Source organism: Pedobacter glucosidilyticus, assembly GCF_002483235.1.
Classification (GTDB): domain Bacteria; phylum Bacteroidota; class Bacteroidia; order Sphingobacteriales; family Sphingobacteriaceae; genus Pseudopedobacter; species Pseudopedobacter glucosidilyticum_B.
In genome coordinates, this window is the sequence record NZ_DLHN01000018.1 from 46,343 (window position 1) to 61,632 (window position 15,290).

A 15,290-nucleotide genomic window follows, 5' to 3' on the forward strand; every position below is an offset into this window, starting at 1 on the left:
CAAATAGATTTATATAAACTTACGAAAAAACTCATAAACAGAGTTTTTATTATTGGCTTTTAGCCATAAAAAATTCATGGTACTAAAGCTTGATAAGCAACGCCTGCATGTGAAGCAAACTGCTGGTCTAAAGCATTTTTACCAAAGTAGATAACGTCTGTTTTTGCTAACTTGTTTTCTTCCAATAAAAAATGAAGACTTGCAGATGAGGGTTTTATCTCAAACTCATCTACAAAATAAACTTTCAGATATTTTTCTAAACCGTTCCACTCGGTTTGGGTAATTTTATTTAGTTGTGTAACAGGGTTTCCTGATGTTAAAATGTAAAGTTCTTTCCTGTTAACAACAATTTCTTGTAACAATTCTAAAGCCTCTTTGTATAACAATAATTTTAAAGGTAAACGGGCATTGGTAAAAAGTAAATTTAAATTTTCCTCGTACTTTAATGCAATGCCAAAAGTTTCTTGTATAGCCTTAAACATTCCATCTTTACCATGGATTTCGTAACGCTTTTTGGCAAAATCAACCATGTCTTGTGCTGGCGGAAAAGTTTCCAGGTATTCTACAAAATTGGCAAAGAGATAATAAACCTGTAAATCGTAATCCTTTTCTGGAATTAAAACATCATCTAACTCAAATATAAAAGCCTTTTTATGGGCATCTAACTCATTATAATTTATCATAAAACAGTTACTAAATTTAATCTTATGATTTTATCCTCGCAGTAAAACAACTCATAAAAACCAAAAAGTGACAAATTAGTTGTTAAACTTTGTATAAGCTCTTTAATCTCATCAGAAATAAGATTTAAACAAACAAAGTTTTCTGCTAATTTTATAAACCGCACCACTTGCATATTTCCATGCAACGGATAAACATGAATTTTTGTAAAAGGATTTTGGTTTAAAACTTTAGCAGCTAAAGTAAAAGGCATGAATTTTAAACCACTAAAAATATTGTTTTTTGTATGATCATTGATGATGATTAAATCTCCTACTTCTTCAACATGTCCAATTGCAATCTGCTTTTCAGGATAACCTAAACCTAAAACAGCCTTAGAAAATGAAGCATAATCTGCTACAGTTTGGTAAGCCACTACTTTTTCTGCAAACAAATACGCTAATTGCTTCATGTTTTGAGCTTGTATTAAATCTGGCAAAGCCAAGATTATCCCATATTCTTCAAATAACACTTTAGCCTCTGCTAAAGCTTTTTGCTCGCTTAATTTTAAAGGAAAAACAAGAGTTATATCTAAATCAAGACATAAACTTAATAGCTCATGCGCAAATGATGATTTATTTCCGTCTGGAATAATGATATTTTGGTCTTTAGTATCAGTAAATAAGATTTCATGATGTGGTAAATGGTAAGCCAACTGGTAAGCTATAGCATCAGATGCTGCTGTTATGAGTGTTTTTTTCAAAATTAAGAAAATATATAGCCATCTTTCATCGTGATTTTTCTATCAGACATTTCGGCTAATTCATCGTTATGGGTTACAATAATAAAAGTGTGGTTAAATTGGTCTCTCAAACTAAAAAAGAGTTGATGCAATTCTTTAGCATTAGCCGAGTCTAAATTTCCAGAAGGTTCATCAGCTAAAATCAAAGCCGGTTTATTAATTAAAGCTCTAGCAACAGCTACCCTTTGCTGCTCGCCTCCAGAAAGTGCTGCTGGTTTGTGGTTCGCCCTATCTTCCAATCCTAAAATAGCTAGCAGCTCTAAAGCTCTTTTCTCGGCCTCAGCTTTACTGGTTTTAGCAATAAAAGCAGGTATACAAACATTTTCTAAAGCTGTAAACTCGGGTAAAAGATGGTGGAACTGAAAAATAAATCCAATATTTTTATTCCTAAAGCTACTTAAGGCTTTGGCATTTAATTGGTTTATGGCTATACCGTCTATTTCTACAGAACCTTCATCGGCTTTATCTAAAGTTCCTATGATGTGTAATAAAGTACTTTTTCCTGCTCCGGAAGCCCCTACTATACTTACAATTTCTCCTTTAGCTACTTGTATATCTACTCCTTTAAGGATTGATAATTCGCCAAATTTTCTTTTGATGGATTGCGCTTTAAGCATATACAAAACTATAACTTTTTAGGCAGATGCCTAGTGTGATCAAAAATTCTGACATGCTTTATGCCAAATATTATCATCATAACTTAATAAAAAGAAAAGTGTAGAGCTTAAATCTCATTTATAAGTTAAAAAAAACCATAATTATCCAATTATTTTTCTATTTAGGTTTCATTTATAGCTTTGTATTTGTATTTTCACGGCAAATTTTTATGAGATGAACATTCACGAATATCAAGGCAAACAAATACTTAAAAGTTTTGGCGTACGTATCCAAGAAGGTATAGTAGCAGATACACCTGAACAAGCTGTTGAAGCAGCCAAAAAGTTAAAAGAAGATTTTGGTTCTGATTGGGTTGTGGTAAAAGCACAAATTCATGCAGGCGGACGTGGTAAAGGCGGAGGTGTAAAACTAGCTAAAAATTTAGACGAGGTTAAGCAAAGAGCTTCTGATATTATTGGAATGCAGTTGATTACTCCTCAAACCGGTGCAGAAGGAAAAAAAGTTAATAAAGTATTGATTGCTCAGGATGTTTATTACCCTGGAGAGTCTGAAACTAAAGAGTTTTATGTTTCTGTATTATTAGATCGTTCTAGAGGTCGTAATATCATTATGTATTCTACAGAAGGTGGTATGGACATTGAGGAAGTGGCAGAACACACACCTCATTTAATATTTAAAGAAGAAATAGACCCTAAAGTTGGCTTACAAGGTTTCCAAACTAGAAAAATTGCTTTCAACTTAGGTTTATCTGGAAATGCTTTTAAAGAGATGACAAAATTCATTGCTGCTTTGTATAAAGCTTATGAAGCTACAGATTCTTCTATGTTTGAAATTAACCCGGTTTTAAAAACATCTGATGATAAAATTTTAGCTGTTGATGCTAAAGTGAACTTGGATGATAATGGTTTATTCCGCCATCCAGATTATGCGGCTATGCGTGATACTACAGAAGAAGATCCAACTGAAGTTGAAGCTTCTGAGTCTAACTTAAACTACGTTAAACTAGATGGTAACGTAGGTTGTATGGTTAACGGTGCGGGTTTAGCTATGGCTACTATGGATATCATTAAGATTGCTGGTGGCGAGCCTGCAAACTTCTTAGATGTTGGTGGTACCGCAAATGCTACTACAGTTAAAGCTGCTTTTAACATCATTTTGAAAGACCCTAACGTTAAAGCTATATTAATTAATATTTTTGGTGGTATTGTACGTTGTGATAGAGTTGCACAAGGTGTAATTGATGCTTATAAAGAAATTGGCGATATCCGCGTTCCAATTATTGTACGTTTACAAGGTACTAATGCAGAAGAAGCTAAAAAACTTATTGATGAATCAGGATTAAAAGTTTTCTCTGCTATATTACTAAAAGAAGCTGCTGATTTAGTTTCTGAGGTATTAGCATAATAAGCTAAAAATCACTATTTTGAGAAAGCCCCTATTGTTTATCAATAGAGGCTTTTTTATTTGTGTTAGAATCTATTTTATAGATTTTTGTACTGTAAGAAGTTTTTTATAATACTAATATTTTAATTAAAAACTTAAGATTCAAATTTATATCCTACGCCTTTAACAGTACTCACGTAATTATCTCCTAATTTTTCTCTTAACTTTCTGATGTGTACATCAATAGTTCTATTGGTTACTACAACAGAATCTTCCCAAATGTTTTTTAATATTACTTCACGGGTATATACTTTCCCAGGCTTTGACGCTAAAAGATATAAAAGTTCAAATTCCTTTTTCGCCAGAACTACCTTATTTCCATTTTGGTAAACTAAAAAAGACTCTCTATCGATTACTAAATCTCCAATTTCTACCTTATTTTCTACAACCTCATCGTTTTGCACATTTCTTCTTAAAATAGCATTGATTCTACTGATAAGGGCTCTGGGCTTGATAGGTTTGGCGATATAATCATCTGCACCAACATTAAAGCCTGCAATTTCAGAATACTCCTCGCTTCTGGCGGTTAAAAAAACCATAAAAGTATTCTTAAACTCGGGCATAGAGCGCATAATTCTGCAAGCTTCTATACCATCCATCTTAGGCATCATGATGTCCAAAATGATTAAATCTGGCAAATGTTTACGAGCCTCTGCTACTGCTTCTTGTCCGTTACTAGCCGTAATTACATGGTATCCTTCTTTACGTAAATTATATTCTATAAGCTCCAGAATATCCGGTTCATCATCTACAATTAAAATTTTTTGCTTGTTAACGTTCATGCTTTTTTATTTGTAGCTAATTTATGAGCTTAAGTGAATTTTTTAGTTAAGCCAATATTAACAAATTGTTAAAGTTCATACTATTTTAACAACAATTTGTTAGAAATCAAACTTAAAACTAAATATTTATTATAAGGTTTTCTGCAAAAACGCCTCTAGTTCTTCTCCTCTTAAATTTTTGGCAATAATTTTTCCTTCGGGATTGATTAGAAAAGAAGCTGGTATTGCGTTAACATTATATAAACGGGCATTTTCAGAATCCCACTGTTTCATTTCGGAGATATGTGTCCAATTGAGCTTATCAGCTTTAATGGCTTGTTGCCATTTATTTTTATCATCATCTAAAGAAAAACCAAGAACTGTAAAGTTTTTACTTTTAAACTGTTGGTAAACTTTTACGATATTAGGATTCTCTTGCCTGCAAGGGCCACACCAACTTGCCCAAAAATCCAGCAATACATATTGGCCTTTAAAATCAGATAGTTTGATAATTTTTCCATCTGGAGTTTCTGCACTAACTTCTGGTGCTTGCTGTCCTATAGCAGTTTTACTAGCCATATCCATTTGTTGTGCAAAAGCTTGTACAGCTGGGTGGTTAGGAAAATTTGCTTTTGCTTCTTTACTATAAGCTATTAATTGTGATTCATAAGCTGTTGGGTTAACTCCCATCATTACATTGGCTGCAAAAAAAGCAGTTAAAGACTTTTTATGAGTTTCAATAAAATTATGTGAATCTTTAAGGAAAGGTTTTGCTATTTCTTGAGATTTTACTGTATATTCTGCTATCAGAGAATCTTTTTTATTGGGGTTACTAGCAATCATCTTGCTGTACTGCTCTGCCATCTTACCAGTTTTACTGGTAAATGTGGTGGTTATTTTATTGTAAGCTGTAATTTTTTCTGCTTCTTCAGAACCTTCTACCTGATATGCACCAGAATTGTCTCTTAAATCGGTTTTAAAATCTATTTCATCACCATTTGAAGCTATTAGCATGTAAGATTTATTACCTATCACTAACTGAAAAAAATCTGGATTTTCTGATTTATATTTCAATTTAAACTCTTGGTTTTCATCAAAAAAAGTAGAATCTACAGGGCTCATTTGACCCATATTATTGCTTGCGTATAGATAGATTTTTTGTTCCTCTCCTTTATTTTTAACTGCACCGTTTATCACAAATTCGGTTTTATTTTTACATGAAATAAAACCAATGGCCAAACACAAAAAAACTATAATTCCTTTACCCATTATCTTAAACTTTCTATTTTACTGATTAATAATTGATTTGCCTTCTTAGGGTCTATTTTACCTTTTGAAATTTTCATTATTTCGCCCATAAATAATCCTAGAACGCCTTTTTTACCGTTATGGTATTCTTTTACTTTATCAGGAAATTTAGCTAATGTGGCATCAATAAAGCCTTCTAATTCATCTTGATTATCATTGATGATTAAATTTAGTTCTTCTGCTAAATCCTCTACATCTTTATCAGCATGATGAATAACCGCTGGGAAAAGTACATCTTTTGCTTGATTGTTATTTAGTTTACCGGCTTCAACCAGATTTATGATAGCTGCAATTTTATCAGCGGCAACATTAAAATCAGAAAAGCTTAAGCCTTTATCATTTAAATATGATTTTACTGGGCCCATTACCCAATTAGAGGCGGCTTTACAATTTTCGCAGCTATCTGTTATGGCTAAATAATAATCGGCCATAGCTTTTTCTGCTGTAATTACACGGGCATCATACTCAGGTAAATTCATCTCCTGGGTAAACTTAACAACCAATTGCTCTGGTAAAGCTGGCATTGCCGCTTCTATTTCTTGAATATAAGCCTCGCTTAATGATATGGGTAGTAAATCTGGCTCGGGGAAATAGCGGTAATCATTAGCCATTTCTTTAGAGCGTAAAGGTGTTGTGATACCTGTATTGGCATCAAAATTTAAGGTATTTTGCTCTATAACAATCCCTTCTTCTATCAGTTCAATCTGACGTGTGATTTCATATTCTATAGCTTTTTGAACGTTTTTGATAGAATTTAGATTTTTAACTTCGCAACGTTTACCTAAAGCTGTTTCGCCTTTTAGACGTACAGAAATATTGGCATCGCAACGCATAGAGCCTTCTTCCATATTACCATCGCAAATATCCAGGTAACGGACTAGTTTTCTTAGCTCTGTTAAATAAGCGGCGGCTTCTTCACCAGAAGAAATCATAGGCTCGCTTACCACTTCTAGTAGCGGTACACCGGCTCGGTTTAAATCTATGTAAGAATATTTTGGATCTAAATCATGAATACTTTTACCCGCATCTTCTTCCATGTGGATACGGTTTAGTAAAATATCTTTAGAGCTGCCATCTGACAGGATAATCTTTAGCTTACCGCCTTTACAAATAGGCTGATTATCCTGAGTTGTTTGAAAGCCTTTTGGTAAATCGGCATAGAAGTAGTTTTTTCTGTCAAAATAGTTAAAACGATTAATTTCTGACTGTATGGCCAAGCCAAGTTTTACCGCACTTTTTATCATGGCCTCATTGGTATAAGGTAAAGCACCTGGCAAACCTAAAGAAACCGGACTGATATTGGTATTTGGTTCGTTTCCAAAACTTGCTGAATCTGAACAAAAAGCCTTAGACTTTGTAGATAACTGAACGTGAACCTCAAGGCCTATTACTGCCTCGTATTTATTTAAAATAGCTTCTGAAATAATCGTCATTCTTATATTTAGCCTAAAAATTTATGGGCACATTTCACCAAATATAATTTAAAACATACATATCGCCATTTTTAAGATAAATTTTATGAATAATGTAAAATATTAACAGTATTTAAGCTCATTTTTAACATCATCTTAATACGAAGGTGTTATATAAGTTTGTATGCTAATAAACTGCTTTATCTGTTAAAGCATTTAGAAAAGCTATGAGCTGTTTTTTTTCTGTTTCAGAGAGTTGAAGTTTATCTGGTGATAGGGTTTGATTTTCTAAAATAATCCCTAAGCCTGCTCCTCCACCTTTATTATAAAAATCTACCACTTCATCTAATGTTTGGTAAACTCCATTGTGCATGTAAGGTGCGGTAAGCGCAATATTTCTTAATGATGGCGTTTTAAAAGCATGTTTCTGATGTGGAATTTTGTACAGATTGTATTTGCCTAAATCTGCATCTATTTTGGCATTTATGGTATCTGTATTGGCCGGAACACCTAAAACCTCGCTTTCCATTTTTTCAAATAAAGGTGGTACAGTGCCACTAAATAAAGGAAGAAAATGACAGCTGCCACATTTACCTTTCCCCATAAAAAGGTTAAAACCAGCTAATTCTTGGGTGTTTAATGCCTCTTTTTCTCCCTGCATATAATGGTCAAAACTGCTGTTAAGAAAAACCAAAGACCTTACATAACTTGCTAATGCTTTTTTAATAAAAGAAGGAGATGGCTTTGCCCCATAAGCTTTTTTAAAAGCACTTAAATAATGGTTCTTTTCTTTAAGCCTTAAAGAAATGGTTTCTAAATTTCCATCCATTTCGGTACGATTAGAAACTACATCATGTATCTGGTCTTCAAGGAAAGCAACCCTGCTATCATAAAATTGTACAGGATTTAAACCTGCATGAAGCAATGTTGGTGTGTTTCTGGCTAAAACTGTTTCACCATCTAAAGATTGATTTAGCGCTAAAGCATCTGTAAAAGCTTTATCAGGATGATGACAGGATGCACAACTCCTTTTCCCATTGGAAGATAAAGCTGTTTCATAAAATAACATTTTACCTAAAGCAATTTGTAAAGTATCTGCATTTTTATTGTCCTCTGGTGCAAGATAATCAGCCTGAAAAATATTTTTTGCAAACAGGTTCCACTTACGATAATCTGTTAAGCGCTGTTCTGTAACATCAGCTATATGATTTTGCTTTTGGTAAGCTTCAAAAGTTTCTGCTAAAGGATTAAGATAAACTGTTAAAAAAACGGCTCTGTTAAACTCATTAAAATCTAATGTGGTGGTGTTTATAAAGCCGATGGCTGCTTTTATTTTTACTGTTACTTCATCGTTATAGGGATAATTTAACATTAATGAATGAATAGCCTCAAGGTTGGTTCTAATTTCAGAAATTGCTGTATTGGCTAACGGACTATCAAAACCGGCTAAACCTTTTGTTGCTATTCTAAATAATTGAAGCTTTAGGGCTTCAAAAACCTCCTCATCTTTAAACTTTAAGCTTTCCGCATTTAATATCAAATATTCAATAGCTGTTTTTATGTTGCTTATTTCTGTCAATATTAGTTCTCTGTTATCATCGGTTAAATCATCATAAACATAAGCTTCTAAAACTTGCAAACCTGTTGGATAAATAATAACTTCTGGCTCTGATGGCTCGCTTTCTGGTAAAGGTGGCCCGTTTAATTTTGCTGCAGTTTTAGGATAATAATATTCAACTATACATTCAAGCGTTTTATAATCAGTTCTTAGATTGATAAATAAATTTTTAATCTCGTGGCTGCTACCTTTTTTTGCTGTCTGCTGTAAGAGATTTGCGGTTTTTTGAAATTTAGTTAGATTTTCTTTATAGGTTTCTGATAGCGCAAGTGCTTTATTTTCAGGTCTAAAGCCCATAACCATAAAGCCTAATAAAATTGATAAAAAACACCAAATTTTAAAATATTTCAACATGTTTAAAAAATTATTTGAGTTTGAGGCATTAGCGTTCTAAGTTTTTGCACATAGCTTTCTGTAAGCGGATTATTTAAAAGTACCAGTGTTTTTAATTTTTTTAATCTGCTTATTTCTGAGGGTAAAGCTTCAAGCTGATTATGGCTTAACAAAAGCATTTCGAGATTTTTTAGCTTTGTAATAGCTGAGGGTAATTGGTTAAGTTGATTATGAGATAATGAAAGCAAAGTAAGTGCCTTCATGTGATTCAATTGCCTAGGTAATGCTGTTAATTGATTATGGGATACTTTTAATGTTTTTAGCTTTTTCAATTTTGTAAAAGAAGCTGGCAAATAGCTTAATCTGTTATAATCCAAAGCTAATTCTTCAATTGTTTGAAGTTCACCAATATGGTCTGGTAGTGTTAAAAGGTGATTATGGCTAAGATCTGCTACTTTTAATTTTTCTAGGCTACAAAAATTTTCTGAAAGAGCATTAAAATCATTCCACGAAATATCTAAAAAAACCAGAGCGTTTAAAGCTTCTACTCCTTTAGGTAATGCAATTAAATGGTTATTATTTAGATGCAGCGTGTTTAATTGCTTAAAATTGCTAAAGTCTACCTGAAATCGTATAAAATTATTTTCTGTTAATATTAATGTTTTTAGATTTTTTAGTGCAGAAATTTCTGTTGGTAAGGTGCGTAAATAATTTTGTTTAAGATCAAGCAATTCTAGTTGGGTTAATTGACCTATTTCTGGAATAAGCTTTTCACAAGCTTTGTACCGATAAGATAAAGTTTTAGCGCATTGGGCTTGCTTAACAGCTTCCTCGATATCATAAAAGCTATCATTTTTGCATTGGCCTAAAGCAAAAAAACAATTACCCCAAATAATTAGGGTAATTGTTAGCATTAAACTAAAGTTTGGCATTAATTTTTAATAAATGTTTTGCTTTTTCTTTCTGATGAACCATAAAGATTGATGATATAAACTCCACTGCTAAGCTGGCTTACATTAACATCAAGTTGGTTTTCTCCTTTTTTAACAGATTCGTTGCTTTTAAGCAAAACCTGTCCATTTTGGTTGATGATTTCTAATACAACTTTCTCTTCTTCTGTACTGTTTAATTTTAAATGAAGAACATCAGCAACTGGATTTGGATAAACAACTAGAAGTTCTTTATTATTTAAGTCTACATCAATAACTTTAACAGGAGTATATTCTATTTTACCGTTATTATCTGTAGATTTTATACGGTAATAGTTTTTTCCCAAAGCAGGAAATTCATCTACATAAACATAATCGTTTAAGCCTTTTGTAGCTTTCTCATTGTTGATTGATTTTAAAGTTTTGAAAGTGTTACCATCTGTCATTCTTTCAACTTCAAAATTTACGTTTTCTTGGTCTGTTGTAAATTGCCATTTTAACTGCGCAGCCCTTAGTCCTGATTTGGAAACTTCAAAGGATGTAAAAGTTATAGGTAAAGTACCGGGTATACCTAAAAATTCTTTTCTTGCTATAACAATAGCAGATTCTCTGTTAAATCTTACGTTGTTTCCGGCAGCGTCTTTCATAATTGTACTATTTGAGCCGCTTGGGTGCTGTATAGAAAGAAACATAAACTTATTATCTGGAGAGAAAGTCATCCCGGTTGGTTCAGAACCCGCAGGTGTAACCGCAAATAGCTCTACTTTCGGACTTTGTTGTGTATGGCAAGGACGAACCATCCAGATATGATTTCTGCTACCATCCTGAATCACATATAAATTACCTTCCTGGTCAAAGGTTAAATTATCGTTTCCTGATCCCCAACTTTCATTAACAGTACCACCACTATGGGTAATAGCATACTGTGTGCTTGAGTTACCTACAAAAACACTGAAATTACTTACGGTTGTACCATCATCACTAAATCTGTACACTCTACTGCTAGCTTTAGAAGTAAAATAAATCATGCTATCAATGGTACCTATTTCTACATCTTCTACCGAGTCAAAATTGGTTGCACCAACAGATGCAGCAAAGTCTTTTACGTTGTTACATTCTGTAGGTGTACTATTTGGAACTTGTATCCAGGTGCCTGAAGTTGAGCTTCCAAGAGCCCCATTTAGTTTTAAAACAAACAACTCTCCATCGCTAAGATTTCTTGCTGTACTTGCGATGTATTTAAAAACATAACCAGGATTTTCATCATTTCCTTCATATAAAGTTTTTAAATCTGCTGCTACCACAGCATTTTCATGTGACATTCTACCGGCTTTCCATATTTTATCTGGTGTTCCATTATTGTCATAATCCATGATTTTACGTGTAACCGGATCAATTTCTACTAACCATCCAATATCCTGATAACCATCTGTATTTGCATCTCCAGAAGGCAATGATTCTTCAGCCGTAATAATTGTTCCCCAAGGGGTTACCGTACCAGAACAGTTTCTTGCTGTTCCCTGGATTCCGAGAAAATCTATAGGTGCACTATTGGTTACTTGCCAAAGTTTTGATGTGCTATTGTAATTGATATCTAACATAGAAACTCCTGCTGAACTGGTGCTTCCTCCTTCATGGTTTACAGATAGGTATCCGTTTTCACTACTTCCAGCAATTGGAGCATAGCCTGTAAAATCAAAGGCAGACTTTACATTTCCGTTTGAAGCATCGCTATAAGGACTACCAGATTGTAAAAGCATTTGAAAGCTGTGTGTGCTTGGGATACGAAGCGAATCTGGCTGGCTAGAAGGTAAAACAGAAATAAAATCAGAAATGAAGTTTGCTGGTGCCGGATTACAAACCACTGGCGTTTGATTTAAAGGACCTTCTTTGAGTTCTAAATCAAAACCTAAGTCAGAGCTGGTACCATCTCTTTGGTGAACTTCTACAGCAATGATGTTATCTCCGTTTTGTAATACACTTGTAGGAACTATAAAAGAGGTATAAGTTGATTCTGCAGTACCATCAATAATAGAACTAGAATTTGTAAGATAATTTACACCCGTAGCTGGTAAATTATCTCTTAAAACTTCTGTACCATTGATATAAACAATTGCTGCATCATCTCTTAGTAAGTTTAACTCCAGATTACTAGAAAGTGTATTTAAATTGGTAACGTTAAACTTTTTACGGAAATAATAAGTAATGTATTTGTTGTTTGCATCAGCACCAAAACTTAAGGTAGTAACCGGATGATCGGAATAACCTAACTTTCCAGCTCCTGCATTCCAAGTATCATCGTTAAAATTTAGAGATGTCCATACTGTGCCTTGGTCGCTACCATTATCCAGAAATTTCCAAATGCTATTTTTTGCAATAGGAAAACTCGTGGTTGGTATAGAGGCATCATTGGTCTGAAAAGTTAATATAAGCGTGGGAATCAGGTTTAAATCGCCACTACTGCCATCAAAAGAATAAGCATTTCTTACCCCTTCGCCAGTTAATATTACAGTTAAAGCATTTCCACTTGCCCAGCCAGATCTTGAGATTACTTGTTGAATTACAGTTTTAAGATCGGGTGTACGTTGGTTTGTACCTGCTAAACCAGCATTACTGGTACCCCAAGTGCTACTTGTAGAACCTGCCCAGTTTACCGTATTAGAAACTTTAGTTCTGCCACTGATATTCCCAGATGTTGAGGTAAAAGTGGCAGAATTATCGGTATCATGAGCAGAAATGGTAATGATGCCTGATGTGGCATTTTTATCGCCTTTAGTAGCAAATTGTATAAATGCAGATTGTATGATTGCCCCTTGTGGGACATTAATATTTGTAAATCTTATACCTATGGTTTGCTTTTTTGTACCATCGGTCATCAATTCCAAATCAGAACTGCCTAAATCCATTTGTCCAACAGTACCAGAGCCGCCTGCTACTGTTTCTTCTGCATCATCAGAACCTGCGGATGGCCTGAAAACCAAAGTTCTGTTAACTTGCGCATTAACCGAAATACTTAGGGCTAATAAAACTGCACATTTTAATAAGGTGTATTTGTAAATTTTTCTCATATCCTATGTTTTCAGCAAAAAAACATAGTTGATATTAGCCTAATTTAAACACACGATTATCAATGGTTAACCATTAAATCATCAGGAAGTTAATTTTATCTAGCTATTGTTAAGTTTATATGATGAGTATCTTATTTAAAAAAATCAAATTACTTGTTAAGCTTTCTTGCTTTTAATTGAGCGATGTATAAAGATTGCGGTTGTACATGTTGTCCTAAACTTTCCCATTCACCATCAGGCTTTCCTGCTAACCTACCTTCATATTTTTCTCCTATTAAACCTATACAATAGTTTTTACCAGAAATCCATGGAGTTTGTACAGCAGCTCTTTTAACTTTACAGTTCCAAATAACTTGAGTAGTGCCAACCCAACCATGCCCAGAACCCCAGTTGCCACGGTCATGAATGTTTATTTCACCATCGGTTATAATGTTATCATATAAAGCTCCGGCAGACCATCTGTGGTGTGGGCCAATATCTGCATGCGTATTAGATGCTTTACAATTATAAAATACATTTGGACCCATGGTTCTGGCACCACTTACATAATCATGTCTTCCTTCTGTAGTTTCGCAGTTTTTAACCAAATTAAAAGCACCATCAACATTAAAACTATATCTTCTACCTCCGGTAATAACCGATTTTGGATCTAAACATTTAGCATCTGTTACAGTAACATATCTGGCATATCTATCAACATTTACGCAAGAAGTAGCAAAGTATCTAGATGTAACATTTCTAACCCAGCCATTATCAATTTTATCAAATTCTATAGCCTTCCAAGAGTGCTCTTCATCCGTATCCGAAGCATATTCAGATTCAAATAATATATTTTCTACCCCTACTTCTTGTATTCTACCGGCGAAAGTAAATTTATAGACTTCTGCACCACCATACTTTTTTTCTAATGGCATAACTATAGGTTGGTTGATGTATATTTTATTGCCTTTAATAGCTGTAACGGCTCTTTCAAATGTCAAATTAAATCCTTTAGCATCCCATTGGATGGTACCTGGTCTTTCTATAATTTTATCCATTTGCAAGTCTTTAATCCAAGCGTCGGTACCGGGTCTGTAAATGATAATTTCATCGCCAACTTTAAAATTTTCTGGCTTTTCTACTTCTACATAAAACCTACCTACTGGCACATAATCTTCTGTTACTGTAGTTCTTGTGCCTTTTACTTCTCTGGGTACACCATCGCCTGAAACTTGTACTAAAACACGCTTGTCTTTTCCTGTAGCTATTAATTTTGTTCCGTTTGCATCGTTACCCTCGCCTCTTAATACAATTCCACTGTTTTTTATAGTGATAGCTCCAGGAATTTTGTAAACTCCTTTTTTAAGTAAAATAGCACCTCTAAAACCATCTTTATCGGGCTTCATGGCTGCTACTTCATCTATAGCTTTTTGGATAATTTCTTGGCTACTTCCATCGCCAGCAGGCGAAATGGTTTTAATTACTTTAACATTGGGGATTTCTTTATCTCCCATGTGGTAACCTACCCTACTAAAATCAGGAATGATATTTCCTTTTTCATCAGGTTTAAAGGTTAGCGTTCCATCTTTATTTACAGTGTAAAATTTAGACTCTTTAAAATAAGTAAAAGAGAGTATCAATACACTTAATAATACTATACCAATTTTATATATTGGATGTTGAGCTTTAATGATTTTCATATTATTGAGCTTTTTTTATTTCTTTAAAAGGGATTTAATTTTATCAATAATAGGTTGAGCTAATAGCTCGTAGCCTTGCTCTGTATAATGCACATTACCCGGTTTAGAGTTTGCCGGGTGTACTGTTAAAGATGTTTTGTAAAGATCTAAAACCTCTATTTTATTCTTTTTCATTACTTCTAATGCCACTTTATTATACTGTGCTGGCGATTCTACTTTTCTACCTGCTGCATTTTCTGGTACTGTGGTGGTATTGATAAAAACTAGGTTGGCTGTGGTTTCTTTTAATTTATCTACGATGATTTGTAAGTTTTTTCTATAATCTTCTAAAGGAACACTGATTTTACCTTTTACCACATCATATTTGTTTAAAGAATCTCTGTGTACCATGTCATGCAAACCAAAATTAAAGGTAATCACATCCCACTCTCTATCTCCTAACCATTTTTCTATATTTTGTACACCTCTGGTAGTAGGACCTCCGTTACCGAGATTATGCTCTACATTAACACCAGTTAGTGCTTTTTGAATAAATGGCGTATATCCTATAGAGATAGAATCACCAATGATTAAAACATTTTTAGGTGTTTGAAAACTTGCCGCAACTAACGTCACAACAATTAATAAAGCAGTTATACTTAAGTACTTTTTCATATCTG

Annotated in this window: 12 protein-coding genes; 1 reads left to right on the forward strand and 11 read right to left on the reverse strand. The window is 33.7% G+C overall.

Translation table 11 applies throughout. The annotated features are described in order from the left end of the window. Window positions 1–74: 74 nt before the first annotated feature. Genes B2745_RS05285 through B2745_RS05295 form a run of 3 tightly spaced genes read right to left on the reverse strand, consistent with a single transcriptional unit; the run spans window position 75 to window position 2,079 of the window. On the reverse strand, window positions 75–683 hold the full coding sequence (locus B2745_RS05285) for an HAD hydrolase-like protein (protein WP_304064232.1): 609 nt from the start codon (window positions 681–683) through the stop codon (window positions 75–77). After that, window positions 680–1,423 (reverse strand): hypothetical protein, encoded by a 744-nt coding sequence (locus tag B2745_RS05290; RefSeq protein WP_304064233.1) that lies wholly within the window; start codon window positions 1,421–1,423, stop codon window positions 680–682. The genes B2745_RS05285 and B2745_RS05290 overlap by 4 nt, the downstream gene beginning before the upstream one ends. A 2-nt stretch (window positions 1,424–1,425) precedes the next feature. After that, window positions 1,426–2,079 (reverse strand): ABC transporter ATP-binding protein, encoded by a 654-nt coding sequence (locus B2745_RS05295; RefSeq protein WP_026903173.1) that lies wholly within the window; start codon window positions 2,077–2,079, stop codon window positions 1,426–1,428. Window positions 2,080–2,293: 214 nt separating this feature from the next. Here B2745_RS05295 and sucC point away from each other — a divergent pair, with 214 nt between their 5' ends. Beyond that, window positions 2,294–3,484, forward strand: coding sequence for an ADP-forming succinate--CoA ligase subunit beta (gene sucC / locus B2745_RS05300; protein ID WP_026903174.1), 1,191 nt, complete (start codon window positions 2,294–2,296; stop codon window positions 3,482–3,484). A 134-nt stretch (window positions 3,485–3,618) separates the two neighbouring features. Here the strand turns inward: sucC and B2745_RS05305 are convergent, their stop codons facing one another. The 8 genes from B2745_RS05305 to B2745_RS05340 all read right to left on the reverse strand — a co-directional run bounded on the left by B2745_RS05305 (window position 3,619) and on the right by B2745_RS05340 (window position 15,285). Then, complete coding sequence (locus B2745_RS05305; protein ID WP_026903175.1) at window positions 3,619–4,305, reverse strand: response regulator transcription factor; 687 nt, start codon at window positions 4,303–4,305, stop codon at window positions 3,619–3,621. Window positions 4,306–4,434: 129 nt separating this feature from the next. After that, on the reverse strand, window positions 4,435–5,553 hold the full coding sequence (locus B2745_RS05310; RefSeq protein WP_304064234.1) for a TlpA disulfide reductase family protein: 1,119 nt from the start codon (window positions 5,551–5,553) through the stop codon (window positions 4,435–4,437). Further along, entirely contained in the window at window positions 5,553–7,025 is a 1,473-nt protein-coding gene (gene gatB / locus B2745_RS05315; protein ID WP_304064235.1) for an Asp-tRNA(Asn)/Glu-tRNA(Gln) amidotransferase subunit GatB, read from the reverse strand. Before gatB ends, B2745_RS05310 begins: the two co-directional genes overlap by 1 nt. Before the next feature lie 166 nt (window positions 7,026–7,191). Then, window positions 7,192–8,976 carry a cytochrome-c peroxidase gene (locus B2745_RS05320; RefSeq protein ID WP_304064236.1) on the reverse strand — a complete coding sequence of 595 codons (1,785 nt, stop codon included), beginning with the start codon at window positions 8,974–8,976 and terminating at the stop codon, window positions 7,192–7,194. Between the two features lie 2 nt (window positions 8,977–8,978). After that, window positions 8,979–9,869 (reverse strand): leucine-rich repeat domain-containing protein, encoded by an 891-nt coding sequence (locus B2745_RS05325; RefSeq protein WP_304064237.1) that lies wholly within the window; start codon window positions 9,867–9,869, stop codon window positions 8,979–8,981. A 17-nt stretch (window positions 9,870–9,886) separates the two neighbouring features. Next, on the reverse strand, window positions 9,887–12,952 hold the full coding sequence (locus B2745_RS05330; protein ID WP_304064238.1) for an alkaline phosphatase PhoX: 3,066 nt from the start codon (window positions 12,950–12,952) through the stop codon (window positions 9,887–9,889). Between the two features lie 149 nt (window positions 12,953–13,101). Continuing rightward, on the reverse strand, window positions 13,102–14,631 hold the full coding sequence (locus B2745_RS05335) for a hypothetical protein (protein ID WP_304064239.1): 1,530 nt from the start codon (window positions 14,629–14,631) through the stop codon (window positions 13,102–13,104). Between the two features lie 15 nt (window positions 14,632–14,646). Continuing rightward, window positions 14,647–15,285: an SGNH/GDSL hydrolase family protein gene (locus tag B2745_RS05340; protein ID WP_304064240.1), complete on the reverse strand. Its 639-nt coding sequence runs from the start codon at window positions 15,283–15,285 to the stop codon at window positions 14,647–14,649. Window positions 15,286–15,290: the final 5 nt, after the last annotated feature.

What these genes read in the sequence shown, in the direction of transcription:
- B2745_RS05285 (WP_304064232.1), bottom strand. Translation starts at nt 683, where the DNA reads ATGATAAATTATAATGAGTTAGATGCCCATAAAAAGGCTTTTATATTT.
- B2745_RS05295 (WP_026903173.1), bottom strand. Translation starts at nt 2,079, where the DNA reads ATGCTTAAAGCGCAATCCATCAAAAGAAAATTTGGCGAATTATCAATC.
- sucC (WP_026903174.1), top strand. Translation starts at nt 2,294, where the DNA reads ATGAACATTCACGAATATCAAGGCAAACAAATACTTAAAAGTTTTGGC.
- B2745_RS05305 (WP_026903175.1), bottom strand. Translation starts at nt 4,305, where the DNA reads ATGAACGTTAACAAGCAAAAAATTTTAATTGTAGATGATGAACCGGAT.
- B2745_RS05310 (WP_304064234.1), bottom strand. Translation starts at nt 5,553, where the DNA reads ATGGGTAAAGGAATTATAGTTTTTTTGTGTTTGGCCATTGGTTTTATT.
- gatB (WP_304064235.1), bottom strand. Translation starts at nt 7,025, where the DNA reads ATGACGATTATTTCAGAAGCTATTTTAAATAAATACGAGGCAGTAATA.
- B2745_RS05320 (WP_304064236.1), bottom strand. Translation starts at nt 8,976, where the DNA reads ATGTTGAAATATTTTAAAATTTGGTGTTTTTTATCAATTTTATTAGGC.
- B2745_RS05325 (WP_304064237.1), bottom strand. Translation starts at nt 9,869, where the DNA reads ATGCTAACAATTACCCTAATTATTTGGGGTAATTGTTTTTTTGCTTTA.
- B2745_RS05330 (WP_304064238.1), bottom strand. Translation starts at nt 12,952, where the DNA reads ATGAGAAAAATTTACAAATACACCTTATTAAAATGTGCAGTTTTATTA.
- B2745_RS05335 (WP_304064239.1), bottom strand. Translation starts at nt 14,631, where the DNA reads ATGAAAATCATTAAAGCTCAACATCCAATATATAAAATTGGTATAGTA.
- B2745_RS05340 (WP_304064240.1), bottom strand. Translation starts at nt 15,285, where the DNA reads ATGAAAAAGTACTTAAGTATAACTGCTTTATTAATTGTTGTGACGTTA.